Below are 26,475 nucleotides of genomic sequence, written 5' to 3' on the forward strand. Positions count from 1 at the left end.
ATGCTCGCCGGCGAGCCCTACCGGGACAACGACCCGCAGCTGGTCGCCGAGCGCAAAGCCTGCCAGCGGCTGCTCGACCGGTTCAACGCCACGACCGCCGACGAGGACGACCTGCGCGGGCAGATCCTCGGCGAGCTGCTCGGCGGCATCGGCGCAGGCTCGTGGATCATGCCCCGGTTCCAGTGCGACTACGGCTCCCTGATCACCCTGGGCGCCAACAGCTTCCTCAACTACGACGCGATCCTCATGGACTGCGCGCCGATCGTGATCGGCGACGACGTGTCCATCGGTCCACGCGCGCAACTGCTCACCGCGCTGCACCCGATCGACGACCACCGCGCGCGGCGAGAGCGCTGGGAAACCGCCAAACCGATCACCATCGGCGACAACGTGTGGTTCGGCGGCGGCGTCATCGTGTGCCCGGGCGTGACGGTGGGGGCGAACACCGTGGTCGGCGCGGGCAGCGTGGTCACCCGTGACCTGCCGGCGGGCGTGTTCGCCGCCGGCAACCCGTGCCGGGTGATCCGCTCCACCGGTTGGGTGCGCTTGTTGCGTGATGCCCTGGCCCAGCTCGCCATGGACGCGGACGCGCAACGCGAGGCCCTGGCCGGTTCGGTGATCACCGACGAGCTCGCGCTCGACCTCAGCGCGGCCGTGGAGCTCCTGCCCGAGGGCGGCGGCCTCGATCCCGGTGTACTGCGTGAGCTGCGGGTGCTCAACGACGCCTTCACGGCGCCACCCGGTGACCCGTTGTGGAACGAGGCATCCTTGGACACGCACCCGGTGTGGGTTGCCGCGCGGGACACGGCCCGCCGCCTGCTCCCGAAGGTCTAACGCGCCCCGACCATGGCCGACATGCCGTCCAGGATCCGCTCGACCCCGAGGTCGAACGAGTGGTCGGCGTGGTCCGGGTCGTGCGGACCGGCCGCCTCGACCATGAGGCGCGCCACCCGCGGGTAGCGCCCGCTGCCGATGATCTCCTCGCCGTGGACGCTCATGGCCTGCAGCCACTCGTCGTGGTTCATGCCGGAACGGGCGCTCGCTTGCTCCTCGCCGATCTGGCCGAGGACGTGCCCGGTCACGAACGCGATCAGCGTCTGGACGTTGGTCATGATCTCGTCCGCGGTCAGCTCGTGGCCGTCGAAGGCGCCGAACGCGAACTCCATCCAGGCCAGGCTGCCAGGACCGAGCGCGATGCGCTGGGTCGACAACGTCGTCAGCCACGGGTGCCGAAGCGCGCGGTGCCGGGCCTCGTAGGCGACCACGCGCAGGTCCGTGCGCCAGTGCCCGGACAGCTCCGGCGGCGCCTGCTCGGCGAAGACCAGGTCGACCATCAGGTCGTGCAGCTCGTCCTTGCGCCGCACGTAGCGGTAGAGCGCGGCCGGCGCCACGCCGACCTCCTGGGCCACCCGCCGGATCGACACGGCGTCGATCCCCTCGCTGTCGGCGATCTGGACGCTGACCTGCGCGAACTCGTCCCGGGTGTGGGTCGGCTTCGGTCCACGCGCGCCACGCGCGGGCCGCGACCACACGAAATCCGCCCTGATCTCGGTCATATTGCGAACACCGTACACGGTGGGGTACAGTCGCGCATATCGCAGACACCGTTCACAGTTTCTATCTGGGGGATCTCATGGATGCGGACGTCCTTGTCGTGGGCGCGGGCCCGGTCGGCCTGCTGCTGGCAAGCGAACTCGCGCTCGGGGGCGCGCGGGTGCTGGTCCTGGAACGCCGCTCGGACCTGGCCGCCGAGCCGATCAAGCAAGGCGAGATGGGCGCCCGTTCGCTGAACGCGCCTTCCGTGCACGCGTTGCGTCGCCGGGGGTTGCTGCCGAACGTCCGGAACGCGGCGCTGATGTGGTGGGACCCGAACGACCGGCCCACCGCACCGCCCTCCGACGACGAGCCACCGCCCTTTGCCGGGCACTTCGCCGGGATCATGTTGCGTGCCGACCGCATCGATTTCGAGGACCCGGACCTGGCCGGTCACGAGGACGGCGCGGGCGTGATCGCCCAGGCCGATCTCGAACGCATCCTCGGTGACCGGGCACGCGAGCTCGGCGTCACCATCCGCACCGGTGTCACGGTCACCGACGTCCGGCAGACCGCCGACGCCGTGACCGCGGTGACCGAGGACGGGCCGGTGTCGGCGCGCTGGCTGGTCGGTTGCGACGGCGGGCGCAGCGTCGTACGCAAGCAGTCCGGCATCGCGTTCCCGGGCGAGGACGCGGAGTCGGTGTTCCGGCTCGCCTTGGTGGACATGACCGAGCCGGAGAAGTTGCTGCCCGGTGGCATGCACGAATGCGAGGGCGGCTACTACCTGCTCGGCGGCTGGGAGATGCGCCTGCGCCCGACGCGGATCACCACGATCGAACCGGGCACCGGCATCGACGGCGACCGGGACGCGCCGATGACCGCACAGGAGTTGCAGGACAGCATCCGCCGGGTGTGCGGGATCGACACGGAGATCACCGCCATCCACGCCGCGACCCGCTACGCCGACACCACCCGTCAGGCCGCGACGTACCGCTCCGGCCGAGTGCTGCTGGCCGGCGACGCCGCGCACGTGCACTCCCCTGCCGGTGGCCAGGGCCTGAACCTGGGCATCAGCGACGCCATGAACCTCGGCTGGAAACTGGCCGCCGTGATCAAGGGCGAGGCGGAGGAGTCGCTGCTGGACACCTACACCGAAGAACGCCACCCGATCGGCGCGTGGGTGCAGGACTGGACCAAGGCGCAGGCCGCCATCACCCGCCGCGACCCACGCACCAAGGCGCTCCGCGCCGTGCTGACCGACCTGCTAGACACCAAAGCGGGCACCACGTACGTCCTGAAGAAGATCGCGGGCGTGGCCTTGCGGTACGGCCTCCCTGGCGGCCACCCGCTCACCGGCAAACTGGTTCCCTCCCGCCTGGCCACCGACGACGCCGCCACCGACGGCCGCTTCGTCCTGGCCACCAACGACCCGATCCTCACCGACTTGGCCGCCCAATGGCCGAACCGCATCACCACCGTCCCCCAGTCGCCAGACGGCACGTCCCTGCTCATCCGCCCCGACGGCATCGTCTGCTGGGCGAGCGAGCACCCGGAATCGGCTCCCGAGCAGTGGCCAACGTGGCTGGGTCGACCTACCGCCGGTCGCTTACCTGTCGCAGCCACCTGAGCCGCGCCGCGAGCGGCTGCCGTTGCCCGACAAGACATCGTCGACGGTGGGCGACTGATCGTTGCTGGGCCGTGCGCCGCTCAAGGGACGGTTCGATGCCCGTGCCAGACAACTCACCAAGATCGCCGATGTAGAGCCACCCGCACACGTTGGTGGGATTGGGTTTGCGGCCGCTCACCCGGCGATGGCGGAACGCATCCGGCGGCAGCGACGCGCGTATGGCCGTCGCTGGCAAATGGAGGGAGGCATTGCGCAGCCGCCGGTCGTGGTTGTCGCCGTTGCTCGGCAAAGGGGGTTCTGCCTTCGGCGCGTCCGCGCGTCCGGCTCGAACAACGGGCGCGGGGTGGGCGGTCGTCAGGTCGACTTGTGGATCAGGAACGTGAGAACCGAGATCGGCAACGCAGGGTGGAGGTGGGCATGAGAGGCTGACGCCGAGCATGACCGCGGGGTGAGGTGATCGGGTGGCAGACCGTTGTTCGGTGTTGTCCGCGGCGGCCGCCGAGCCCACGGCGGGAACCGCGGCGGTCGCGGTGTCGTGGCTGTGCATCGAGCAGTCGGGGCCGTGGGGTCGCGATGCCCTGTCAGACAGCCACTTCGATGCCGAGGTCGGGGCCGCGCTCGCCGAGCGGGTCAAGGGGACGGGCGTTCGGATCGCGATGATCCGGCGGCCGGGGCGGCACGCCGATCGGCACGTGCCCGCACCGCACACCATCCTGCTGGCCCACACCGCCCCGGGGCAGTCGTGGCTCGAGCACACGGTGTGCGACGAACCCAAGCAGCTGCTCGATCTCGACCTCGCCGCCCTCGGCCGGGGGCAACGTCCAGGGTTCGGTGAGGTGACCAGCGACCCGGTGTTGCTCGTGTGCACCAACGGCCGGCGCGACTTGTGCTGCGCGCTGGAAGGGCGTCCGATCGCCGCCGAGCTGGCCGCGGACCACGGAACGCAGGTGTGGGAGTCGAGCCACCTCGGCGGGCACCGGTTCGCGCCGACCGCCGTGCAACTGCCCACCGGGTACAGCTACGGCCGCATCGACGTCGCGTTCGGCGCGGACCTGTTACGCAGCACGGCGGTACGGGTCGAACGCTGTCGCGGGCGCTCCACCTGGGACGCCGAAGGTCAGGTCGCCGAACTCGCCGTCCGTGCGCGGCTCGGTGACAGCGACCCGGACTCGCTCACCGTCACCGGCACCCGCGTGACCCACCGGGACGGGCGGGCGTGGGACGTCACGATCGGCGAACGCATCGGGCCCGCGCGGCCGGCGAGCTGTGGCGCGGCACCGAAGCCGCAGGTATCGCTGATCGCGGAATCCGTTATGCCAACGGCGAAGTAGCTCGCTCCGGGGCGCGGTGCGACATAGCGTCGGCGGCATGGCACCGAAGATCGACATCATCGAGATCCTGCCGAACCTGCACTTGCTGCGGTTCCCGGTCGGGCAGGCCTACCTGTGGCGTGATCCCGGCGAGCTGACGCTGATCGACACCGGGATGGCCGGGTTCGGCGGCGCCATCACCGGTGCCATCACCGAACTCGGCCAGAACCCGCGCGACCTGCGGCGCATCGTGATCACCCACTTCCACGAGGACCACGTCGGCGCGCTCGCCGAACTCACCGAGGGCACCGGCATCGAGGTCCTCGCGCACCGCGCCGACGCACCGTTCGTCCGCGGCACACCCGGGCCGAGGCCGAACCTCACCAAGAGCCAGCTCGCGTTCATGCAGACCTTGCCGCCCATTCCCCCGCCGCCACCGGCCCGCGTCGACACCGAACTCACCGGCGGCGAGGTGCTCGACTTCGGCGGCGGCGCTCAGGTGCTGTCCGTGCCCGGTCACACCGACGGCAGCATCGCCGTGCACCTGCCGGACGCGGGCGTCGTGTTCACCGGCGACACCGTCGGCGCGGGCCCGAACCGGCTCGTGGTCGGCCCGTTCAACCTCGACGACGAGCAGACCTACCAGTCGGTGCAACGCATCGCCGCCCTGGAGCCGCGGATCGCGTGCTTCGGGCACGGCGACCCGGCCCTTGAGAACACGGCGGCCCGCATCAGGGACGCCGAACGCGACCCGTTCTAGAGACGCGTCGACGCGAACGTCATCGAGGCCAGCAGCGACCACAGCCGGTCGTCGCCGGGGAACACGACGTCGTCGAGGGAGGCGATCGGCTGCCGCGCGCACTGGGAGTTGGTGAAGAACGCCGCCCGGAACGACGACACGTCCGCCAACCGAATCGGCGTGGTCCGCTGCGGCACCCCGAGTGACGTCAACGCGCCCTGCACGAGCTGCATCATGATCCCGGTGAGCATCGGCGCCTGCGGCCACACCACGGCCTCGCCGTCCCAGAACGCGACGTTGTAGATCGAACCTTCGAGCACCAGGCCGTCCCGGTCGACGAACAGCGCGTCGTCGAAGCCGGCGGCGACGGCGAGCCGGTGCGCACGCGTGAGTCCCATGGTGGCGAGGTGCTTCACGTGCGGCAGCTCGCGCTCGTAAACCTGCGAGCACACCCGCAGCGCCGGTCCCGGTGCCTCGTCGACCGGGTCCGCGACCACCACCACGACGTCCGGCGGGACCGCGTCGGCGGACAACCCGCCGGCGGGCGGCACCATCATGATCCGCATCGACGCGTCCGCCAGCCCGGACGCCGCCAACGCCCGCGCCGCCAAGGCGTGCACCTGCTCGTCGGGCACCGCGGCCCCGAACATCTCCCGCGACGATGCGGCCAGCCGCGCCAGGTGCAACGGCCACCCGGCGACCGCACCGCCACGCACCTGCATCGCCGTGAAATGCCCGTACGTCAACGGGATCAGCCGCGACGCGTCGTCCGGCAGCGCCTCGCCGTTCAGCTCCAGGTACCGCATCGATCCCCCAGTCACTCGTACCGCGCGGCCAGCTTCCTGACCTCCGTCGCGATCTTGGCACGCAGCTCCGGCGGCTCGAGCACCTCCGCCTCCGCGCCGAGCTGCAGGATCGCGTGCACCCCGTGCTGCAGCGTCTCCATCGGGATGCGCATCGTGCACCAGCCCTCGGCATCGGTCGCCAGCTCCTCGGCGTCGCGGCGCACCACCGGACCGAGCAGGAACAACAGCTTCCGCCCGCTCGGTGACAACCGCACCACCGCGCTGCGGTGGTACAGCCGTTCCTTCAGGTGCGCGGCCGTGCCCGCCCAGAACCCGGCGAGGTCGAACCCGGCGGGCCGGGTGAACGGATCGTCGGTCACGACCACCGCCCGCATCCGCGACACCCGGTAGGTCCGCGGCTTGTCGTCGTCGAGCCCCGCCGCGACCAGGTACCAGGTGCCCGCCTTCAACACCAGGCCGAGCGGGCGCAGCGTCCGCTCCACTTCGGACGGACCCCAGCGCAGGTAGCGCACGGCCACCACCTGCTGCGACCAGACCGCCGCGGCCAGCTCCGCCAGGAACGGCAGGTCCTCGCCCTCGGCGAACCAGCCGGGCGCGTCCAGGTGGAACCGCTCCCGCATCCGGGCCGCCTCCGCACGCAACGGGTCGGGCATCGCGGCCATCAGCTTCAACTCCGCCGCCGCGAGGATCGACCCGAGACCCAGCTCGGCCGCCTGCTGCGGCAACCCCGCCAGCGCCAGCGACCCGGCCTCGGCCTGGGTGAGCCCGGTCAACCGGGTCCGGTACCCCTCCATCAGCTGGTAGCCGCCGGACGGCCCGCGATCGGCGTACACCGGAACGCCGGACGCGCTCAGCGACTCGATGTCGCGGTAGACCGTGCGCACCGAGACCTCCAGCTCGGCGGCGAGCTCGGGCGCCGACATCCGGCCGCGGCTCTGCAGGAGCAGCAGCAACGAGAGCAGTCGACCGGCACGCATGACCCCGAGTGTGCCGCAAGACCCTGACACAAGATGTCAGTGATCCGAGGCAAGATGAGACCCATGAGCACCCTCGACGTCGACCGCGCCCAGGTCATGGCCTACCGGATCGCGGCCACCGGCCTGCACCGCGACCAGGGCAAGGCGGCCGACCTGGCCGTACTCGACATCGGCGTGCAACAGACCGTCCCCGGCTCCGTCGCGACCTCGCTCGCCGCCCGGCTGCCGGCCGCCACGGACGCGGTCGCCGCCAACGACGACCCGGACTTCACCGTCGCGTGGACCTACCGGGGCGCCGCGCACCTCATGCGCACCGCCGACCTGCCGGCGCTGGCCCGCGACCTCTGGCCGGTCAGCGAAGACGACGCCATCGCCCGGCTCGCCGGCGCCGGGATCATGTTCCGCAAGACCGGCATCGCTGGCCTGGACGCCTGGCGCACCGCGGCCACCGCCATGCGCAAGATCGTCAAGAACGAGATGGTGAAGGGTGACGTCAGCACCGCGATCACCAAGGCGCTGCCCGACGGCTACGGCTACGCCTGCCGGTCCTGCAAAGCCACGCACATCTACGGCAGCCTCTTCCAGGCCGTCGCCCTCGGCGCCGGCGTGCAGGTGCGCTCCGGCAGCCCCACCACGCTGGCTCCCGTGCCCAAACGCTGGGCCGTGCCCAAGGGACCGGACCGGCCAGACCGCGCAGTGCGCCCCTACCTGCACGTACTCGGACCGGCCACCATGAACGAGATCGCCGCGTTCCTCGGCACCACCCAGAAGCTCGCCCGCACGATGCTGCCCGACGACGCCGTCGAGGTCCGCGCCGACGGCCGCAAGGCCTACGTCCTCGAGTCCGATGTGGACGCCGTGCGCAAGCCTCCGGAGCCCGACCTCGTCCGGCTGCTCCCGCCCTTCGACCCGCTGCTGCAACCCCGCGAACGCGAACTGATCGTCCCCGACGAAGCGCAGCGCAAGAACCTGTGGCGGATGATCGGGAACCCCGGCGCGATCGTCGTCGACGGCGACGTGCTCGGCGCGTGGAAGGCGAAGCTCGCCCGCAAACGGCTCGCGGTCACCGTCGAGGAGTTCGTCCCACTGCCCCGCACGGTGAAGAAGAAGATCGAGCAAGAAGCCGACCGGGTCGCCGTCGCCCGCGGGATCGAGGGCGCCGACGTCAGCTACGGCTGAGCTTTGCGGGTCCGCACGTAGGACTCGATGCCGTCCAGGACGCGTTCCAGGCCGAACCCGAACGAGAAGAAGTCGTCGTCCGGGTCGTAGGCGCCGCCCTGGTACACCTTCGCCAGCGTCGGGTAGCGGCCCTCGGCGAACGCCGCGGTCATGAACGGCAGCTGCGTGCCCCACCACTGCTCGTCGCTGATGCCGCTGCGCCGGGCCGCGGTGTCGAACTCGACGGTGATCCGGGCCGTGCCCTGCACGTAGCAGCTCACGGCCGCGGCCATCGACGCCATCTCGTGCGCCGACAACCCGAGGCCCTCGACCGTGCGCAGGGCCGCGTCGTAGGCGGCCATCGAGTTGGGCCCGAACAACGGACGCGCCTGCGAGACGCGCAGCACCCACGGGTGCCGCCGGTAGAGGGCGTACTCGCCGTGCGCGACCTCGGTGAGCCCGGCTCGCCAGGTGTCGGGCGACCCGGGCGACGTGCCGGTCGGCAGCTCGGCCTGCACCGCGTCCAGCATCAGGTCGACCAGCTCCGACTTGCCCGGCACGTAGCGATAGAGCGACATCGTGCCGACGGACAGCTCCTCGGCGACCCGGCGCATGGACAGCCCGTCGAGCCCGTCGGCATCGGCGAGCGCGATCGCGGTGCGCACCACCTGCTCCACGCTCAGGCTCGGCTTCGGGCCGCGGCTCGGTGGTTCCTGGGTGCCCCACAACAGGTCGAGGGTCGCCTGCAGGTTGCCTGCTCCGGCATACGTGTCGTCGCTGCTCATCGTGCGTTCATCGTAGGGCGCGAAATCGGGTATGGTGTACGCGGAATCAAATTGCGTACATGCTACCCAGTGAGGAGCTGTCATGCCCGCGATCGAGGCCACCGGCCTTGTGAAGCGCTATGGCGCCGACACCGCGCTGGCCGGCCTGGACCTGGCCGTGCCCGAAGGCACCGTCTGCGGCCTGCTCGGCCCGAACGGCGCAGGCAAGACCACCGCCGTCCGCATCCTGACCACCCTGCTGCGACCCGACGCTGGGCACGCCACCGTCGCCGGCATCGACGTGGTCAAGGACCCGGCCAAGGCCAAAGCCGCACTCGGCCTGGTCGGCCAGCACGCCGCGGTCGACGAGGTGCTGTCGGGCCGGGAGAACCTGCAACTCTTCGGCCGGCTCCACCACCTCGGCGCCCGCACCGCCACCCGCCGCGCCGACGAACTGCTCGCGGCGTTCGGGCTCACCGACGCCGCCACGAAATCCGTCCGCCACTACTCCGGCGGCATGCGCAGACGCCTCGACCTCGCTGCCGGGCTGATCACCGAACCCCGCGTGCTCTTCCTCGACGAACCCACCACCGGGCTCGACCCACGCAGCCGCGCGGAGATCTGGTCCGCCGTGCGCGACCTCGTGCGCCGCGGCACCACGGTCCTGCTCACCACCCAATACCTCGAAGAAGCCGACCAGCTCGCCGACCGGATCGCCCTGCTCGACCACGGCCGCCTCGCCGCCGAAGGCACCTCGGACGAACTCAAGGCCGTGCTCGGCGGCGACCGCGTCGAGGTCCTGCTCGTCGACCAGTCCGATGTGGACGAAGCCGCGCACCTGCTCGCCGTGCCCGGTCTCGAGGTCGACCGCGACGCCGCCAAGGTCAGCATCCCGGCCACCGACCGCGTCGACACCCTCAGCGGCGTCATCCGCACGCTGGCCGACGCCGCCATCCCCGCCCAGGACATCGCCATCCGCCGGCCCACCCTCGACGAGGTGTTCCTGCACCTGACCGCCACGGAGGTCCCCGCATGACCGCGCTGCGCTTCGCCGTCACCGACGGCTGGACCATCACCCGCCGCGACCTGCTGCACTGGCGGCGCGCACCCAGCATCGCCGTGATCACCCTGCTCTTCCCGGTCCTCCTGCTGCTCATGTTCAGCTACCTGCTCGGTGGCGGGATGGCCGTGCCCGACGGCGGCGACTACCGCGAGTTCCTCGTCCCCGGGATGGCCGCCATGGTCATGCTCTTCGGGCTGGAGACCACGTTCACCAGCGTGGCCACCGACGCCACCCGCGGCATCACCGACCGGTTCCGCTCGCTGCCCATGTCCCCCTCGGCCGTGGTGCTCGGTCGCGCGGGCGCCGATCTGCTGCAATCCCTGGCCACCATCGCGGTGCTGATCGGCGCCGGGCTGCTCGTCGGCTGGCGCTGGCACAACGGCCTCGGCCCCGCGCTCGGCGCACTCGCCATGCTGATCCTGCTGCGGATCGCGTTGCTCGCCGTCGGGATCTTCCTCGGCCTGCTCGCCGCCGACCCGCAGGCGGTGGTCGCCATGCAGATCCTGGTGTGGCCCTTCGGTTTCCTGTCCAACGTGTTCACCTCACCGGCCACGATGCCCGGCTGGCTCGGCACCATCGCCGACGCGAACCCGGTGTCGGCCACCGTCGCCGCCGTGCGCGAACTCTGCGGCAACCCCGGCTGGCCCGGCACCTCGTGGTTCGCCGAGAACGCCACGCTGCTGGCCGTGGTGTGGCCGCTGGTGCTGCTGGCGATTTTCTTCCCGCTGGCCGTGCGCCGCTACCAGCGGCTGAACCGCTAAACCGGTTGGCACGACCCGCCCGGTATCGCGATCATCACGGTCATGACCGACGCGCCCATGATCGGCGGCGTACGCCGGCACTGGACCGAGATACCGGGCGGGTTGCGCCGGCGGATCGAGGCCGACCTCGGCGCACCCGTCGCCGAGGCGGTCACCCAACCCGGCGGCTTCTCCCCCGGCGTGGCCGCCCGGCTCCTGCTCGCCGACGGCCGCCGCGCGTTCGTCAAAGCCGTTGGCCCGACCCCGAATCCGGACTCGCCGGACCTCCACCGCAGCGAAGCACGCATCGCCAGGCTGCTACCCGCGGATGCTCCGGTGCCGCGTCTGCTCGCCAGCTACGGCGTCGACGGCTGGGTGGCCCTGACCTTCGAGGACATCGACGGCCACTTGCCTGCCCAGCCGTGGCGGGCCCACGAACTCGACCTCGTGCTCGCCGCGATGACCGACCTCGCCGAGTCGCTCACGCCGTCCACTGTGGACGTGCCGACGTACGCCGACCGGCACGCGGCCGCGTTCACCGGCTGGCGCACGATCGTCGCCGACGGTGCGCTCGCCGACCGCATCGACGACTGGTCCCGCCGCCACCTCGACACGCTCGCCGAGTTGGAAGCCACCTGGGAACCCCTGTCCGCGGGCACCACCCTGCTGCACGCCGACCTGCGCGCCGACAACATCCTGCTCACCGACGACCGCGTCGTGTTCGTCGACTGGCCGTGGGCGTGCACCGGCGCGCCCTGGCTGGACCTGCTGGGCATGCTGCCCAGCGTCGCCATGCACGGCGGACCCGACCCGGAGACGGTGTTCGGCACGCATCCACTCAGTGCCGCCGCACCACCAGAAGCCGTCACGGCAGTGCTCGCCGCGGCTGCCGGGTTCTTCATCGGCAACGGCATCCTGCCGCCACCCCCGGGCCTGCCCATGATCCGCGAGTTCCAGCTCGCCCAGGGGCGGGTCGCCCTCGACTGGCTACGCGTCCGCACTGGCTGGCGCTGACCCGACCAAGCACTCGATCCCGACCTCGTCGTTCCAGTCGGGCAGGACACTGCTCACGGGGTGTGGTCACTGGTCCTGCTGGCAGTCTTCTTCCCGCTGGCCGTCCGCCGCTACCAACGGCCGAACCACCAATCCGGTGGCGCGGCACCCGTCGTCGAGGCCACCACCCAACCCGGCGGCTTCTCCTCCGGCTCCTGCTCGCTCAGAGGCTGGCGCTGAGGAGTCCGGGCAGCGCGGCGATGCGTTCTTGGTTGCGGCGGTAGTAGGTCCACTGCCCGATACGAGTGCTCTCGACCAGTCCGGCGCGCTGAAGCACGGACATGAACTGCGATGCGGTGGACTGGGAGATCCCGGCCTTCTCCTGGATCTGCTTCACGCACACCCCGACCTCCTCCATCGGGTCGGCTTGCGGTGCGAAGTGGTCGGATGGGTCGCGCAGCCAGCCCATGATCTGCAAGCGCGTGGGGTTGGCCAGCGCTTTGCACACCTCCAGCAGATCGTGCAACTCAGCGTTGCTCATGGCCCTAGTGTATAGGGATATCGGCATTCCTCGATGGACCGTGCTAGCTTGAGGCATCGGAACATTCCGATATAGCGATTGGAGATCGGTCTTGTCGGACAACGTGGCGTTGGTTGTGGGAGCCCGTGGAGTGATCGGCGGAAACCTTGTCCACCATCTGAAGGAGCTGGGCGACTGGCAGGTGATCGGCCTGTCCCGGCGTGGAGGCGAGCCGTCAGAGCGGGTGAGACATGTCAGCGTTGATCTCCTCGACGCCGCCGACACACGAACGAAGCTCGCCGGCTTGGCGGACGTAACCCATGTGTTCTACGCCGCCTACCAGGATGCTCCGACGTTCGCGGGTCTGGTTGAGCCGAACCAGCGGATGCTCGTCAACGTGCTGGAGGCGATCGAGCCAGCGGCCGCGGGGTTACGGCATGTGCAGTTGATGCAGGGCTACAAGGTCTACGGGGCGCACCTGGGGCCGTTCAAGACCCCGGCACGTGAGGATGACCCGCCGCACATGCCGCCTGAGTTCAACATCGAGCAGCAGGCGTTCGTCGAGCAGCTGCAGCAGGGCAAGGACTGGAGCTGGTCAGCGCTGCGGCCGTCGGTGGTGTGCGGCTTCGCGCTCGGCATCCCGATGAACCTGGCGATGGTCATCGCCGTCTACGCCACCATCTCCAAACACCTCGGCGTTCCGCTGCGCTTTCCTGGCAAACCCGGTGCCTACCACTCGTTGATCGAGATGACGGACGCCGGACTGCTCGCGCAAGCCATGGTGTGGGCGGCGACCGACCCGGCTGCCGCCAACCAGGCTTACAACATCAACAACGGCGATCTGTTCCGCTGGGAGGAGATGTGGCCCAAGATCGCCGACTACTTCGACCTCCCGATCGCGCCCGGCCTGCCGATCAGCCTCACCACCGTCATGGCCGACAAGGAACCGGCGTGGCGGGAGATCGTCGCCAAGCACGACCTGGCGCCCACTCCGTACCAGGACGTGTCCTCCTGGCCGTTCGGTGACGCCGTGTTCTCCTGGGACTACGACCTCATCGCTGACGGATCCAAGGCCCGCAGGCACGGCTTCCACCACCACGTCGACACGACCGAGATGTTCCCGCGCATCTTCGACGAGATGCGGGCACGCAAGATCATCCCACCACGCTGATTGCCGGCCGGGAGCGCGGGCCATTGCTCCTGCAGGGGTACCGGCCCGCACCGCCTGGCCACGACTGGCTACGCGTCCGCACTGGCTGGCACTGACCCGACCGAACACTCGATCGCGACCTGACCCATCGGCGTTGTGTGCACGCCGGTCACCGTCAGGCCCGCCGCCGTCACCAGCGCGGTGTACTCCTCGACGCTGCGCTCGCGGCCACCGGCCAGCACGAGCATCCGCAGGTCCATCTCCGCGAACGCCGACCGGTCACCCTCGCTGCTGTGCTGCTCCAGCACCAGCACGCGCCCGCCTGCACCCGCCGCCTCGGCACACCGGTGCAGGATCGCGATCGACGCCTCGTCGTTCCAGTCGTGCAGGACGCTGCTCACCACGTAGACGTCACCACCGGTCGGCAGCGGGTCGAAGAAACTCTGCCCGACGACCTCGGCGCGCTCGCCGACACCGTGCTCGGCGAGGTACTGCCGCCCGCGATCCACCGTGTCGGGCAGATCGATCAGCGTGCCGCGCAACGAGGGATTCGTGCCGAGGATCGCCGCCAGCAGCACGCCCCGGCCACCACCGACGTCCACCACGTGCCGCGCGGTCGACCAGTCGTGCGCGGACACGGCGTCCATCACGAACTCCGTCGCGGAGCTCATCATCGCGTCGAACGAGGCACCCATCTTCGGGTTCGCGGCCAGGTACTCCCAGAACGGCAGCCCGAACACCTTCTGCCACGCCGGCTCACCCGTGTGCACGGTGTGCAGCAACCCGGTGAACGCCAGGTCCATCTGGCCGCCGAAGCCGTCGAGATCCAGCGACACCCGCATGCCCGACGGGTGATCCGAGTGGAGGAACTCCGCCTTGTCGTTCAACGCGAACATCCCGTGGTCCGGCTCCGCGAACACGCCGTGGCAGATCAGGTGACGCAACATGCGAGCCAGTGCGTCCGCATCGGCGTCGCAGCGCCGGGCCAGCTCGTCGAGCGCCACCGGCCCGTCGGTCAGGTGGTCGGCCACGCGCAGCGAAGCGGCTGCCCGCACGGTCAACGGCGTGACCAAGTCGATCACCGGAGCCATGATCGCCCACGGCGACCGGTCGCGGGCCGCGTCGTCTGCTGTCGCCGTCATGCAAGGCATCCAACTCCCCCAAGGCAGTCAGGTCCACACGGCGGCCCCTCTCGTCGTTGCCGTCTTTTGGTGAGCGGCGGAAGCCGCGCGGCCGCCTCCGGCGAAAATATCGGACATCTATATAGTGACTAATTAATTCGTGTAGTTAGGGGAGTAGAAGAGGCCCAGCCGCGGCTGGGCCTCTTCGGTCAGGCCTTGATCGAACTCAGGTCAGCGGCTCGTCGGGGTCGGTCGTGCCGGCCTCGATCTCCGTCGGAGCGGCCACCGGGGGCACCGCGGCCGGTGGCGGGACGTCCGGCGCGCTCCCCCGCGGTGCCTTCCGCGCGTCGTCGAGCGGGCTCGGCACCTCCTGGCGCGCAACGGCTTCCGCCGCACGCACAGCCTCGGCGATCCGCGGGTCGGTGCTGGTGTCGAACCACGAGGCGACAGCCGGGTCGTCCTCTTCGGGGTTCGACGCGGCCGGCTCGGCGGCCGGAGGCTCGTAGCGGAACACCCCGTCGTCGCCGGGGGCGCCGAGCATCCTGGCGAAGCCCTCCAGCGCCTTGCCGTAGTCGCTCGGCACCATCCACACCTTGTTCGCGTCGCCCTGCGCCAGCTGCGGCAACGTCTGCAAGTACTGGTAGGCAAGGACTTCCGGCGTCGGCCGGCCCGCCTTGATCGCGGCGAACACCTTCTCGATGGCCTTGGCCTGGCCCTGCGCCTGCAGGTAGCGGGCGGCCCGCTCACCCTGGGCCCGCAGGATCCGCGACTGCCGCTCGGCCTCGGCGGCCATGATGGTCGCCTGCTTGGCGCCCTCCGCGGACAGGATCTGGCTCTGCTTCTGGCCTTCCGCGGTCTTGATGGCCGCCTCGCGCTGGCCCTCCGCGTTCAGGATGATCGCGCGCTTCTCGCGGTCCGCGCGCATCTGCTTCTCCATGGAGTCCTGAATGGACGGCGGCGGGTCGATCGCCTTGAGCTCCACGCGGGCGACCCGGATCCCCCACCGGCCGGTCTCCTGGTCGAGCACGCCACGCAGCTGGTTGTTGATCTCGTCGCGCGAGGTCAGGGTCTGCTCGAGGCTCATGCCACCGACGACGTTGCGCAGCGTCGTGACCGTCAGCTGTTCGACCGCGTCGATGTAGTTGGCGATCTCGTAGACCGCGGCGCGCGAGTCGGTCACCTGGAAGTAGATCACCGTGTCGATGGAGACCGTCAGGTTGTCCTCGGTGATCACCGGCTGCGGCGGGAACGAGACGACCTGCTCACGCAGGTCGATCTTGGCCCGGACCCGGTCGATGAACGGCACCAGGTAGTTCAGCCCCGGCTCCGCCACGTGCTTGAACCGGCCGAGCCGTTCGATCACCGCGGTCTGTGCCTGGGGCACGACCAGCACCGCCTTGGCGATGATGGTCGCGACCACGATGAAGGCCACGACCACAATGATGATGACAGCAGTAGTCACCTGATTCCTCCACTCCGGACCGCGACGCGGCCGGTCACCCTTGCTCCAGCACGACGGCCGTCGCGCCGGAGATCTCCACCACGGTCACGTCCGTGCCGGGTTCGAGCACCCGGTCGTCCATCGAGCGCGCCGACCAGATCTCGCCGCCGATCCGCACGCGACCGCCGCCCGTTTTGTCCACAGTGGCCACAACAGTGGCGCGCGAGCCGAGCAGCGCCGCGGTGTTGGTGCGGATCGTCGTCGTGCCCTGCAGACGGTGGCGAAGCGGCGGGCGGGCCAGCGTGACCAGCCCGGTGGCGACCAGGATGAACCCGAGCACCTGCAGGACGATCAGCCCGCTCAACGCGGCCACGCCACCGGCGGCGAGCGCGCCGATGCCCAGCATCAGCAGCACGAAGTCACCGGAGAGGACTTCCGCTCCGATCAGCACCACCCCGGCGAGCAGCCAAATCCACGCTGGCACTCCCCCATCCTCCCAGTTCCGCGGCGACCGCGGGCGGACTAAGCCCCTTCGGAGGTCACGAAATCGATAAGCCGCTCGACCGCACCGATCAACGGCGTCTCGAGGTCGCGGAACCCGCGCACCCCGGCCAGCACCCGGCGCCAGCCGTCGGCGGGCTCGCCCCAGCCAAGCGCGGCGCAGATTCCTTCCTTCCACGGCAGACCGCGAGGCACCACCGGCCAGGCCTCGATCCCCAGCGACGACGGCTTCACGGCCTGCCAGATGTCGACGAAGGGATGGCCCGTGACCAGCACGTTCTCGTCGCGCACCGCGTCGACGATGCGTGATTCCTTGCTGCCCTTCACCAGGTGGTCGACCAGCACGCCCAGGCGTCGGCCCGGTCCGGTGCCGAACTCGGCGATCCGGTCGTTCAGCTCGTCCACGCCGTGCAGCGGCTCGACGACGACGCCCTCGACGCGCAAGTCGTGGCCCCAGACGCGCTCCACCAGCTCGGCATCGTGGATGCCCTCCACCCACAGGCGGCTGTCGCGTGCGGTGCGTGCTTTGAGACCTTGGACCCGCACCGATCCAGACGCGGACATCGTCCGTTTCGGCGCCGCCGGAGCCGGTTTGACCAAGGTGACCGGTTTGCCGTCGACGAGGAACCCGGCCGGCGTCATCGGGAAGACGCGGTGCTTGCCGTGCCTGTCCTCCAGGACCACCGCGCCCTGCTCGATGCGCACGACCGCGCCGCAGAACCCGCTGGCCGGATCCTCGACCACGAGCCCCGGCTCGGCCGGCAGTTCAGGGATGGTCCGACTTCCTCGCCGCGCGGAGAGGATGTCGCGGCCGTACTCGTGGGATCGCACGGTCGAGCACCGTAGCGAAACCGGTCCTCACGGCGTCGGATCTCCGGCATCGTCGGCGCGTGGCCCGCGCTTCAGGCGATCACCACGTCGTGGTGCGCCTCGGGCGAGACGAAGGTGAGCAGGTCGAGACCCTCGGCTGTCACGTCGTCGCGCTCGGCCCGGCTGAGCGGAGCGAACGGTTCGACGCTGAGCACGCCGCCGCTGTCGATGCGCCAGTCGGCGCGGTAGTCGCCGTCGACGAAGACCGTGCCGCGCCGTGCGCCGTTGCCCGGCGGCAGCGGCACCCTCCGGCCGTCCGGGTTCACCCGGGAGCGGTCGGCGTGCGAGAGCAGCACGTTGTCGTACTCGGGCAGGAACCGCACCGGCGCCGGGGTGTCCCGACCGGGACGCGGCGCGTCGGGCAGATCGAGCAGGGTGCCGTCGTGCCACAGCTTGGGGCGCAGCCGGTCGACGACCTCGCCGAGCCCGGTCAGGCCCGACCACGTGCGGATGTCGGCGACGGTGGCCGGTCCGAACGCGCCGAGGTAGCGCAGCACCAGGTCGTCGACCGTCCCCGGTGTGGGTGCCCCCAGCCAGGACCGCAATGACACCAACGCCGGCGGGCCGCTTTGCCCCCAGACACCGCGCGGCGGCACCTGCACCGACGGCACCAGGTAGCTCACGCCGTAGCTCAGCGAGTCGCGATCGGCATCGGGCCAGGTGCGCACCAGCGCGTCGGCGAGCTCACGGCGGCTGTGGGGCCGCGACGCGAGCAGCCGCTCCCCCGCCTCGGCCAGCTCGGCGAGGTCGACGCCGTCGGCGACGAGCCGCTTGCCGAACGGGCTGCCGCTGCGCAGCGCACGCTCCAGCACCGGCTCCACCAGCGGACGCACCCGCAGGGCGTCGCGCGCGGTCATCAGGTGCACGGTGGCGCGCATGGCCGAGGTGCGCACCAGCTCGCGCGCCTGCAACGGACCGGCCAGCTGGTCCGGCGTGAAGCCGTCGAGCCGGCTCCACAAACCGACGTAGGGCGCGTCGGGCGCCTGCCCCTGCAACCCCACCAGGTGCTCGACGGTCGTGGGCACCGAAAGGTCGGCCCGGGCCAGCAGGAACTGGCGAGCCAGGGTCGCGCGGTTGAGCGCTCTTCGATCCACAGTGGTGTTCTACCGGGTGACACCGACAGAAAATCCCCGATCGGGGCGTCGGAGTCGCCTGCGCCCGGACGACTATTCGGATGTGAGCACGCAACCAGGCGTGCGGCCTGATCCGGCGTTCGGGCTGCTGGAGCTCTACGACGAGGCCTTGCCGCACGTCTACGGGTACCTGCTGGCCAGATGCGCCGACCGAGCGGTCGCCGAGGACCTCACCGCGGAGACGTTCCTCGCCGCGGTGGACGCGGCACGCAAACCGGACGCGCCGCCGCTGTCGGTGTCCTGGCTGATCGGCGTCGCGCGGCACAAGCTGGCCGATCACTGGCGACGCGAGGAACGGCAGCAACGCAGGCAGCGCCGGCTGGAGACCGACCACGAGCCGAGCGTCGACCCGTGGGACGTCGAACTGGACGTGATGGTCGCTCGTGACGTGCTCGCCTCGCTCGGCGCGCACCACCGCCTCGCGCTGACCTTGCGCTACCTCGACGGGCTGCCGGTGCCCGAGGTCGCCGCCCACCTGGAGCGGACGGTGCACGCCACGGAGGCGTTGCTGGTGCGTGCGCGCACCGCGTTCCGCAAGGAATACACACGGGAGGAGGGCCGGTCATGACTGATCCGTTGGACGCCCTCCGCACCGGCCGGGACATCGCCGAGCCGGTGAACCCCGACCCACGTTTCGCGGCGGCGCTGCGGGAGCGGCTGCGGCGCGCGCTGCTGACCGACACGGGAGGAACCATGACGACCACCGAGAACGAGACCACGCAGGACCTTCGCTGGGGTCCATCGCTGACGCCGTACCTGATCGTCGCGGACGGCCGGGGCGCGCTGGACTGGTACGTCCGCGTCTTCGACGCCAAGCGCCGCGGCGAGCCCTACGTCATGGAGGACGGCAGCATCGGGCACGCCGAGCTGGCCATCGGCGACGCGGTGCTGATGCTGGCCGAGGGCACCGGCGACACTCCTGTCGCACCACCGGGCGAGCAGTTGCCGAGCCACTCGCTGCACCTGCAGGTGTCCGATGTGGACGCCACGGTGCGACGGGCGGAGGCGGCGGGCGCCACGATCCAGCGCCGGCCGGACGACCAGGGCTACGGCCGGGTCGCCGCGCTGCTGGACCCGTACGGGCACCGTTGGGTGCTCAACCAGCCGCCCGTGCACGCCCGCATGCGCCACGACGGCGACGTCGGTTATCTGACCATGGTCACGCCGGACGCCGCCATGGCCCGCGAGTTCTACGGCGCGGTGCTCGGCTGGCACTTCGTCCCCGGCCGCGACGAGAACCACTGGCACATCCCGGGCATGCAGCCGATGACCGGCCTCTCCGGCGACCCGGACGCCTTGCCCGGTGCGCGGCCGTTCTTCCGGGTGTCCAACATGGACACCGCGCTGGCCGCCGTGCGTGCCGCGGGCGGCCAGGCTGGACCGGCGCAACGGCAGGACTACGGGCTGCTGGCCGAGTGCGTGGACAACCAGGGCGTCCCGTTCGCGCTGATGCAGCTGAACTGAGCGGCGGCGTCGATCCCCTGGCTCAGAACGCGGGCCAGGGGATCGGGCGTTCGGTCACCGGCTCCGGGTAGACGCCGGTCGACAGGAACCGGTCGATGCGCTGCCCCACGGCCCGCACCTCACGACGGGTGAGGTGTTCGTCCAGGGCCGCGCCGAGGTCGCCGCGGTGGGCGTCGTCGAGGCGTTCGAGCATGGCGATCGCGTCCGCCGACAGCGGTTCGCCCGACCAGCCCCACAGCACGGTGCGCAGCTTGTTCTCCGCGTGCAGGCAGATGCCGTGGTCGACGCCGTAGACGTTGCCGTCGGTGCCGTGCAGGACATGGCCGCCCTTGCGATCGGCGTTGTTCAGCACGACGTCCAACGCCGCCAGCATCCGGACCCCCTCGTGGTCGGAGTGGGCGAGCACGGCGGGTTCACCAAAGCGGTCGTGCGCGCGCAGCACCCGGCGCCAGCCGCCCGGCACCTCGTCGGGCGGGAGGACGTCGACGAGGTCGTCGTTCTCCTTGGTGTCGACCCACAGCTGCACCATCCCGGGACCCAACGGCCCGTCGCGCAACACCGTCGGCGGGATCAGCTGGTGCCCGGACGCCTCGGCGACCAGGAACGCGGCGACCTCGCGGCCGGCCAGCGTCCCGTCCGGGAAGTCCCAGAGCGGCCGCTCCCCCGCGATCGGCTTGTAGACGCAGTGGGCCTGCTCGCCGTCGAGCTCGATGGAGCAGTAGAGGGTCGCGTTCGACGCGTCGACCAGCCGGCCCTCGATCCCGATCTCCCCACCCAGCAACAAGTCCTTCGCGGTGGGATCCGTCGGCAGCATCAACTGCTCACACGTCGTCGGCCGCGGCGGCGGGGCCGTCCTCGTCGGTGCGCCGGTAGCCGTTCTGCCTCGGGCACACGTGACCGGCCGGGTCGAGCGGCTCGCCGCACAGCGGGCACGGCTTGCGCCCGGCGTTGACGACTCGGTCGGCCCGCTCGGCGAACGCCCGCGCCTCCGACGGCGTGAGGAACACCCGGACCGCGTCCGGACCTTCCTCGGTGTCGTCGAGCACGACGGCCTCGTCGACCTCGGTCTCGGTGACGGCGAGCAGTTCGATCACGACCGCCCGGCTCTCGGCGTCCCAGCCCAGCCCCATCGTGCCGACGCGGAACTCCTCCTCGACGGGGACGTCCAACGGGTCGGTGTCGACCTCGCCGTCGGTGACCGTCTCCGGCACGTCGGCACCGAATCGCCGGTTGATCTCGTCCAGCAACGAGCCGATCCGCTCGGCGAGCACCGAGACCTGCTGCTTCTCCAGCGCGACGCTCACCGTGCGCGCGTTCTCGGAGGCCTGCAGGTAGAAGGTGCGGTCGCCCGGTTGCCCGACGGTCCCGGCGATGAACCGGTCGGGCTGACGGAACACATGTATGACACGAGCCATGGCACTTACGACCCTAGGCCACCGGTGCTCGCTCAGCAGCCGATACCCCCTGGTTCGGCCCGGTAGGGTCGGCTCGTGGTGAAGATCGCGCCCTACGGGGCATGGCAGTCCCCCATCTCCGCCGCCGACGCGGCCGCCGCGGACGGCGCCGCCGGCTGGGTGAGCATCGGCCGGACCGGCGGGGACGACGTGTGGTGGATCGAGACGAGACCCGCCGAGGGCGGCCGCAACGCCCTTCTGCGGCGCACGGGTGAACGCACCGAGGAGGTGCTGCCCGCCGAGTTCAACGTGCGCAACCGCGTGCACGAGTACGGCGGCCGGGCCTACGCCGTCCTGGATGACGGGCGGGTCGTGTTCACGAGCTGGGCCGATCAGCGCCTCTACGTGTACACGCCGGGTGGCACCCCGGAACCGATCAGCCCGGAGCCGGACCGACACCACGGGCTGCGCTACAGCGACCTGGTCGCGGTCGGCGACGGTGTCTGGTGCGTGCGGGAGACCGTCACCGGTGAGCTGCCCACCGACATCGAGCGCCACCTGGTCGCGGTGTCGGTCGACGGGACCGTGACCGAGCTCGCCGCCTCGCACCACTTCATGGCCTCGCCGCGGCTCAGCCCGGACGGCAAGCGCGCGGCGTGGCTGGGCTGGAACCACCCCGACATGCCATGGGACAGCACCGAACTCTGCGTCGCGGACATCGCCGACGACGGCACGTTCGGCCCGCACCGGGTGCTCGCCGGTGGTCCGGGCGTCTCGATCTGCCAGGTCGAGTGGGAGACCCCCGAGACGCTGCTCGCCCTCATGGACCCGACCGGCTGGTGGAACCTGCACCGCGTCGGCCTGGACGGCATCGCGGTGAACCTCGCGCCGTGCGAGCGCGAACTCGGCGGCGCCATGTGGAAGCTGGGCATGCAGTGGTTCGCCCCGCTCGGTGGCGGCAAGCACGTGGTGCTGGCCGCGGGCGCGCTGGCCATCCTCGACGAACGCAGCGGCACGGTCACCGATGTGGAGACCGACGCGCCGGTGTGGGCGTCGAGCCTGAGCGTGCGCGACGGCGTCGTGTACGGCAGCACGCACTACACCGACCGCAAGCCCGCCGTGGCGAAGCTCGACCTCGCCACCGGTGAGTTGACCGAGCTCACCGAACAGGGTCCGCTGCCCGACCCGGCTTACCTGCCGAAACCGGAGAAGCGGACGTTCCGCGGGCCGGACGGCCGCGAGATCCCGGCCTACGTATTCGCGCCGACCAACCCGGACTTCGCCGGTCCCGACGGCGAGCGGCCGCCGTACATGGTGCACGTGCACGGGGGGCCGACCGGCAGCACCAGCTCCATGCTCAACCTGGACTTCGCGTACTTCACCAGCCGCGGCATCGGCGTCGTCGCCGTGAACTACGGCGGGTCGGTCGGCTACGGGCGCGCGTTCCGCGAGGTGCTCAAGGAGCAGTGGGGCATCGTCGACGTGGTGGACTGCGCCGCGGTGGCCCAGGCGCTGGCCGACGAAGGCAGCGCGGACGGCGCGCGGCTCGCGGTGCGGGGCGGCAGCGCGGGTGGCTGGACGGCGGCCGCGGCGATGACGTCGGTCAAGACGTTCGCCTGCGGCACGATCATGTTCCCGATCCTGGACCTGACCGCGTGGACCTCCGGCGGCGGCGAGACGCACGACTTCGAGTCCCGGTACGTGGAAGGCCTGGTCGGCACGCTGCCCGAGCACGCGGACCGGTACGCCGAGCGGTCGCCGGTCAACAAGGTCGACCAGCTGGCCGGGCCGGTGCTGCTGTTGCAGGGCCTGGAGGACGAGGTGTGCCCGCCCGTGCAGGCGAACCGCTTCGTGGCCACCCTGGACGGTTCGGGTGTGCCGCACGCGTACCTGACCTTCGAGGGCGAGCAGCACGGCTTCCGCAAGGCGGAGACGATGGAGACCGCGCTGCACGCCGAGTTGTCCTTCTACGGCCAGGTTTTCGGGTTCGAGCCATCGGAGACGCCGCGCTTGGACCTGCGGACGTGAAGCCTGCTCGGTTGCGCCCGGGCAGCACCGTCGAGGTCGTCGCGCCCGCCGGCCCGGTGCCGGAGGACCTGCTGGACAAGGGCGTGGCGATCCTGCGGTCGTGGGACCTCGAGGTGCGCGTCGGTGAGCACGTCACCGACCGCCACCCCCGGCTGGGCTACCTGGCCGGGCAGGACGCCGTGCGGGCCGCCGAGCTGACCCGGGCGTGGTGCGACCCGTCGGTGGACGCGGTGCTGTGCGCGCGAGGCGGTTACGGTTCGTTGCGCATGGTGGACCTGGTGGACTGGGACGCGATGGCGTCCCGCTCGACGCCACCTGTGTTCGTAGGCTCGAGCGACATCACGGTGCTGCACGAGGAAATCGCCGCGCGACTGCGGGTCCCCACGTTCTTCGGCCCGATGGTCGCCACCGACGGCTTCGTGTCGGACCCGGTCGCGGCCGAGCACCTGCGCCGGTCGCTGCTGGAACCGGAGTCGGTGCGCTCGCTGACCGGCCCGGCCACGGTGCCCGTCGTGGACGGTGTCGCGCGCGGGGTTCTGCGTGGTGGCAACGCAAGCCTGCTGGCCGCGGTGCTCGGTGCGGAGGATGCGGTGCCGCCGCCGGATGGTTGCCTGGTGCTGCTGGAGGACATCACGGAGGACCCGTACCGGCTGGACGGGATCCTGACGCAGTTGTTGCGGGCGGGCTGGTTCACCGGGGTGAACGGCATCCTGCTGGGGTCGTGGACCAACTGCGGACCACCGGCGGACGTGCGTGCCGTCCTGGACGACCTGGTGGGCAACCTCGGCGTGCCGACGGTGTGGGAGCTGGGCTTCGGCCACTGCGACGGCCAGCTCACGATGCCGTTGGGGGTCGAAGCGGAACTGGACGCCGCCAACGGCACCGTGACCCTGCTGGAGTCGCCGTTCAGCTGAACCGGGCCTTCTGGCGCTGGGCGAGGTTGCGCTATTCGGGCAGGAGTGGGCGCATGAAGGTGCGCTCGTAGCGCAGGACGCAGCCGGACTCGTCGCGTATGCGGTCCGCCGCAACGAAGTCGGGGTCCTTGCCGAACAGGGTGCGGTATTCCTCGTACGCGGCAAGGCTCGGAAAGCTGAACAACGCCAGCGCTTTGTCGCTCGCACCTTCACCCGGCAGGAAGTACCCGTGGTGGGTCCCGCCGTGGCGGTCGACCAGGGTCATCCACGTCTTGGCGAAGCGCTCGAACGCCTCGGTCTTGGCCGGGTCGATGACGTACTCGACGACACACGTGATCACGTGTCCACCCGCACCACGCCGGCCGGCCAGTGGGTCGGACGGTGGAAGCCCTCGGGCAGCACGGTTGCCGCGTCGCCGCGGGCGGCGGTCAGCTGGGACTGGGTCAGGAAGATCGCGCCGGTCAGGTCGGCACCGCCGAGGTCGGCGTCGCGCAGGTCGGCGCCGATCATGTCCGCCTCCCGCAGGTCGGCCCCGCGCAGGTTCGCGGCGATCAAGTAGGCACCGCGGAAGGTGGCGCCGCGCAGGTCCGCACCGGCGAGGTTCGCGCCCATCAGGTCCGCGCCCCGGTGATCGGCGCCGTGGTGCTCGGCACGCACGAGGTCGCTCACCTCGCGCAACAACTCGGCGATCCGCTCGCGGTGCGCCCCGACGTTGACCTCGATCAACTCGTCCGGTCCGCGCTCGGTCAGCTGCTCGGTCTCCTTCAGCGAGGCACGCAACCGCGACCACAGCGACTTGGCCTTCGGCAACGCCAACGCCTCGCTCAGGTACCACAGCAGCTCGTGCAGCTGGCGCATGATCGGCAACGCCGCGAACATCTGCTTCGCGGTGCCCGGCGCCGAGCGCCAGTCGCGGCCGCCGAACGTCTGCTGCGACACCTTCTGCCCGGCGCCGAAGCAGTCGAACACGGTGCAGCCCGGGAAGCCCCGGTCCCGCAACGAATCGTGGATGCCGCAGCGGAAGTCGTCGGCCAGGTTGCCGCAGGGCTCCCCCGCCGCCTTGCTGACGGCGAAGTCCGCCGACGCGGCGAACGGCAACGCGACACAGCACAACGCGAAGCAGTTCGAGCAGTCGGCGAGCAGGTTCCGGCGATCGAACGGCATCGCCCGAGCCTACGACCCGGCCCGCACGTGACCTCCGACACGCCGCAGTACGAGGGCCGCCGCGGCGGCGTCCTGCACGGCCACGCCCACCGACTTGTAGAGCGTCAGCTGGTCGGCGGCGGTGCGCCCGGTCGCCGTGCCCGCCACCAGCTCACCGATCTCCGCGTGCACGTGGTCCTCGGTGATCACGCCGGAAGCCAGCGGATCGGCCAAGTCCCGGTTCGGCGGCACAGCGTTCAGCGCCGCGGCGCGCGACTCCACCACCAGCAGCGCGTCGGCCACGGTCGCGTCGTCGAGCTCGCGGCCCCGCGGGTGGTAGCCCACCGAGCTGACGTGCGTACCCGGCGCCAGCCACTCCCGGCGCACCACCGGCTCGGTCGCGTACGTCGCGGCCGCCACCACGTCAGCGCCGTCCTGCGCCTGCTCGAACGACCCGCACACCCGGATCGGCATCGGCACCTGGCCCTCCAGCTCACGAGCCAGCGCCGAAGCCTTCTCCTGGGACCGCCCGGCCAGGCGCAGCTCACGGAACGCCCGCACCCGCGACACGGTCAGCGCGTGCGCGCGGGCCTGCACGCCGGTGCCGAGCACGGCGAGCGTCGACGCGTCCGGCCGCGCCAGCAACCGCGCCGAGAGCGCCGAGCACGCGCCTGTCCGCATCGCCGTGAGGTGCGTGCTCTCGACCAACGCCGCGGGCCGGCCGTCCTCGGGGTCGAACACGACGATCACCGCCTGCCGCACCGGCACCGCCGTTCCGGCGTTGGTGGGGAACACCGAGACCAGCTTGCTGGTCAGCGCCTTCGCCGACGGCACGTACGCGGGCATGTCCAGCAACCCGGTCACGGTCACCGGGTCGATCAACGCGGCCGAGCGCGGTGGCAGCGACACCCGGCCTGCGCTGAGGTCGGCCATCGCGGCCGCCACAGCGTCGATCAAGGCGTCGACCATCGCGCCCTCGGCCAGCAGGTTTTCCACCTCGTCCTCAGTGATGATCAGCACGGCCGCAGCGTAGCGAGGGGCACCGACAGATAATTCGAGTTGAGTCTCCACCCGCTGGAAGGT

27 protein-coding genes and 1 pseudogene are annotated in these 26,475 nt (G+C 70.9%); 13 read left to right on the top strand and 15 right to left on the bottom strand.

Translation table 11 applies throughout. The features are described from left to right. A pseudogene (locus EV186_RS40365) lies at window positions 1-528 on the top strand (sugar O-acetyltransferase); the annotation flags it as partial. Between the two features lie 302 nt (window positions 529-830). Here EV186_RS40365 and EV186_RS35530 read toward each other — a convergent pair. Further along, entirely contained in the window at window positions 831-1,556 is a 726-nt protein-coding gene (locus tag EV186_RS35530) for a TetR/AcrR family transcriptional regulator (protein ID WP_133853913.1), read from the bottom strand. Window positions 1,557-1,633: 77 nt separating this feature from the next. Between EV186_RS35530 and EV186_RS35535 the strand changes: the two genes are divergently transcribed. From EV186_RS35535 to EV186_RS35545, 3 genes are all read left to right on the top strand, one after another. After that, window positions 1,634-3,163, top strand: coding sequence for an FAD-dependent monooxygenase (locus EV186_RS35535; protein ID WP_133853914.1), 1,530 nt, complete (start codon window positions 1,634-1,636; stop codon window positions 3,161-3,163). 461 nt (window positions 3,164-3,624) lie between these two features. After that, window positions 3,625-4,494 (top strand): sucrase ferredoxin, encoded by an 870-nt coding sequence (locus tag EV186_RS35540; RefSeq protein ID WP_208115946.1) that lies wholly within the window; start codon window positions 3,625-3,627, stop codon window positions 4,492-4,494. Window positions 4,495-4,531: 37 nt separating this feature from the next. Beyond that, window positions 4,532-5,233, top strand: a complete 702-nt coding sequence (locus tag EV186_RS35545; RefSeq protein ID WP_243754487.1) for an MBL fold metallo-hydrolase — start codon at window positions 4,532-4,534, stop codon at window positions 5,231-5,233. On the opposite strand, the gene EV186_RS35550 is transcribed toward EV186_RS35545, so the two are convergent. Continuing rightward, window positions 5,230-6,018, bottom strand: a complete 789-nt coding sequence (locus EV186_RS35550; RefSeq protein ID WP_133853915.1) for an aminotransferase class IV — start codon at window positions 6,016-6,018, stop codon at window positions 5,230-5,232. The two genes, EV186_RS35545 and EV186_RS35550, sit on opposite strands and share 4 nt — an antisense overlap. 11 nt (window positions 6,019-6,029) lie before the next feature. Beyond that, entirely contained in the window at window positions 6,030-6,995 is a 966-nt protein-coding gene (locus EV186_RS35555; protein ID WP_133853916.1) for a helix-turn-helix transcriptional regulator, read from the bottom strand. 63 nt (window positions 6,996-7,058) lie between these two features. Between EV186_RS35555 and EV186_RS35560 the strand changes: the two genes are divergently transcribed. Continuing rightward, window positions 7,059-8,174, top strand: coding sequence for a winged helix DNA-binding domain-containing protein (locus EV186_RS35560; RefSeq protein ID WP_166659482.1), 1,116 nt, complete (start codon window positions 7,059-7,061; stop codon window positions 8,172-8,174). On the opposite strand, the gene EV186_RS35565 is transcribed toward EV186_RS35560, so the two are convergent. Then, window positions 8,165-8,938, bottom strand: coding sequence for a TetR/AcrR family transcriptional regulator (locus EV186_RS35565; protein ID WP_166659483.1), 774 nt, complete (start codon window positions 8,936-8,938; stop codon window positions 8,165-8,167). The two genes, EV186_RS35560 and EV186_RS35565, sit on opposite strands and share 10 nt — an antisense overlap. Window positions 8,939-9,020: 82 nt before the next feature. Here EV186_RS35565 and EV186_RS35570 point away from each other — a divergent pair, with 82 nt between their 5' ends. Genes EV186_RS35570 through EV186_RS35580 form a run of 3 tightly spaced genes read left to right on the top strand, consistent with a single transcriptional unit; the run spans window position 9,021 to window position 11,734 of the window. After that, window positions 9,021-9,953: an ATP-binding cassette domain-containing protein gene (locus EV186_RS35570; RefSeq protein ID WP_133853919.1), complete on the top strand. Its 933-nt coding sequence runs from the start codon at window positions 9,021-9,023 to the stop codon at window positions 9,951-9,953. After that, window positions 9,950-10,741: an ABC transporter permease gene (locus EV186_RS35575; protein WP_133853920.1), complete on the top strand. Its 792-nt coding sequence runs from the start codon at window positions 9,950-9,952 to the stop codon at window positions 10,739-10,741. The genes EV186_RS35570 and EV186_RS35575 overlap by 4 nt, the downstream gene beginning before the upstream one ends. 42 nt (window positions 10,742-10,783) lie before the next feature. Next, complete coding sequence (locus EV186_RS35580; RefSeq protein WP_133853921.1) at window positions 10,784-11,734, top strand: phosphotransferase family protein; 951 nt, start codon at window positions 10,784-10,786, stop codon at window positions 11,732-11,734. Window positions 11,735-11,936: 202 nt separating this feature from the next. On the opposite strand, the gene EV186_RS35585 is transcribed toward EV186_RS35580, so the two are convergent. After that, the gene (locus tag EV186_RS35585; protein ID WP_133853922.1) at window positions 11,937-12,254 is read right to left on the bottom strand and encodes an ArsR/SmtB family transcription factor; all 318 of its coding nucleotides are present in this window, start codon (window positions 12,252-12,254) and stop codon (window positions 11,937-11,939) included. 91 nt (window positions 12,255-12,345) lie between these two features. Between EV186_RS35585 and EV186_RS35590 the strand changes: the two genes are divergently transcribed. Continuing rightward, window positions 12,346-13,404, top strand: a complete 1,059-nt coding sequence (locus EV186_RS35590; protein ID WP_208115947.1) for an SDR family oxidoreductase — start codon at window positions 12,346-12,348, stop codon at window positions 13,402-13,404. Window positions 13,405-13,472: 68 nt separating this feature from the next. On the opposite strand, the gene EV186_RS35595 is transcribed toward EV186_RS35590, so the two are convergent. The 5 genes from EV186_RS35595 to EV186_RS35615 all read right to left on the bottom strand — a co-directional run bounded on the left by EV186_RS35595 (window position 13,473) and on the right by EV186_RS35615 (window position 18,410). After that, window positions 13,473-14,525, bottom strand: coding sequence for a methyltransferase (locus EV186_RS35595; protein ID WP_208115948.1), 1,053 nt, complete (start codon window positions 14,523-14,525; stop codon window positions 13,473-13,475). A 205-nt stretch (window positions 14,526-14,730) separates the two neighbouring features. Then, the gene (locus EV186_RS35600) at window positions 14,731-15,966 is read right to left on the bottom strand and encodes an SPFH domain-containing protein (protein ID WP_133853923.1); all 1,236 of its coding nucleotides are present in this window, start codon (window positions 15,964-15,966) and stop codon (window positions 14,731-14,733) included. A gap of 34 nt (window positions 15,967-16,000) precedes the next feature. Beyond that, window positions 16,001-16,429, bottom strand: a complete 429-nt coding sequence (locus tag EV186_RS35605) for an NfeD family protein (RefSeq protein ID WP_133853924.1) — start codon at window positions 16,427-16,429, stop codon at window positions 16,001-16,003. Window positions 16,430-16,467: 38 nt separating this feature from the next. Beyond that, window positions 16,468-17,277, bottom strand: coding sequence for a DUF3097 domain-containing protein (locus EV186_RS35610; protein WP_133853925.1), 810 nt, complete (start codon window positions 17,275-17,277; stop codon window positions 16,468-16,470). 71 nt (window positions 17,278-17,348) lie between these two features. Beyond that, window positions 17,349-18,410, bottom strand: a complete 1,062-nt coding sequence (locus tag EV186_RS35615) for a winged helix DNA-binding domain-containing protein (RefSeq protein ID WP_133853926.1) — start codon at window positions 18,408-18,410, stop codon at window positions 17,349-17,351. 82 nt (window positions 18,411-18,492) lie between these two features. On the opposite strand from EV186_RS35615, the gene EV186_RS35620 reads away from it, so the two are divergent. Both EV186_RS35620 and EV186_RS35625 read left to right on the top strand, forming a co-directional pair. Further along, window positions 18,493-19,017: an RNA polymerase sigma factor gene (locus EV186_RS35620; RefSeq protein ID WP_243754488.1), complete on the top strand. Its 525-nt coding sequence runs from the start codon at window positions 18,493-18,495 to the stop codon at window positions 19,015-19,017. After that, a complete protein-coding gene (locus EV186_RS35625; RefSeq protein WP_133853927.1) occupies window positions 19,014-19,913 on the top strand; it encodes a VOC family protein in 900 nt (299 codons plus the stop codon). The genes EV186_RS35620 and EV186_RS35625 overlap by 4 nt, the downstream gene beginning before the upstream one ends. Before the next feature lie 22 nt (window positions 19,914-19,935). Here the strand turns inward: EV186_RS35625 and EV186_RS35630 are convergent, their stop codons facing one another. Both EV186_RS35630 and EV186_RS35635 read right to left on the bottom strand, forming a co-directional pair. Continuing rightward, on the bottom strand, window positions 19,936-20,727 hold the full coding sequence (locus EV186_RS35630) for an SCO1664 family protein (RefSeq protein WP_133853928.1): 792 nt from the start codon (window positions 20,725-20,727) through the stop codon (window positions 19,936-19,938). A gap of 7 nt (window positions 20,728-20,734) precedes the next feature. Then, the gene (locus EV186_RS35635; protein WP_133853929.1) at window positions 20,735-21,328 is read right to left on the bottom strand and encodes a DUF3090 domain-containing protein; all 594 of its coding nucleotides are present in this window, start codon (window positions 21,326-21,328) and stop codon (window positions 20,735-20,737) included. Between the two features lie 75 nt (window positions 21,329-21,403). Here EV186_RS35635 and EV186_RS35640 point away from each other — a divergent pair, with 75 nt between their 5' ends. Beyond that, window positions 21,404-23,335, top strand: a complete 1,932-nt coding sequence (locus EV186_RS35640) for an alpha/beta hydrolase family protein (protein ID WP_133853930.1) — start codon at window positions 21,404-21,406, stop codon at window positions 23,333-23,335. Then, window positions 23,332-24,249 carry a S66 peptidase family protein gene (locus EV186_RS35645; RefSeq protein WP_133853931.1) on the top strand — a complete coding sequence of 306 codons (918 nt, stop codon included), beginning with the start codon at window positions 23,332-23,334 and terminating at the stop codon, window positions 24,247-24,249. The genes EV186_RS35640 and EV186_RS35645 overlap by 4 nt, the downstream gene beginning before the upstream one ends. A gap of 31 nt (window positions 24,250-24,280) precedes the next feature. Here the strand turns inward: EV186_RS35645 and EV186_RS35650 are convergent, their stop codons facing one another. Genes EV186_RS35650 through EV186_RS35660 form a run of 3 tightly spaced genes read right to left on the bottom strand, consistent with a single transcriptional unit; the run spans window position 24,281 to window position 26,412 of the window. Next, window positions 24,281-24,589 (bottom strand): NIPSNAP family protein, encoded by a 309-nt coding sequence (locus tag EV186_RS35650; protein WP_133853932.1) that lies wholly within the window; start codon window positions 24,587-24,589, stop codon window positions 24,281-24,283. Further along, complete coding sequence (locus tag EV186_RS35655; RefSeq protein WP_133853933.1) at window positions 24,586-25,413, bottom strand: pentapeptide repeat-containing protein; 828 nt, start codon at window positions 25,411-25,413, stop codon at window positions 24,586-24,588. Before EV186_RS35655 ends, EV186_RS35650 begins: the two co-directional genes overlap by 4 nt. A gap of 9 nt (window positions 25,414-25,422) precedes the next feature. Next, the gene (locus tag EV186_RS35660; RefSeq protein ID WP_133853934.1) at window positions 25,423-26,412 is read right to left on the bottom strand and encodes an ornithine cyclodeaminase family protein; all 990 of its coding nucleotides are present in this window, start codon (window positions 26,410-26,412) and stop codon (window positions 25,423-25,425) included. Between the last annotated feature and the right edge of the window lie 63 nt (window positions 26,413-26,475).

Origin of the sequence: Labedaea rhizosphaerae (genome assembly GCF_004362825.1) — a bacterium.
Lineage (GTDB): Bacteria > Actinomycetota > Actinomycetes > Mycobacteriales > Pseudonocardiaceae > Labedaea > Labedaea rhizosphaerae.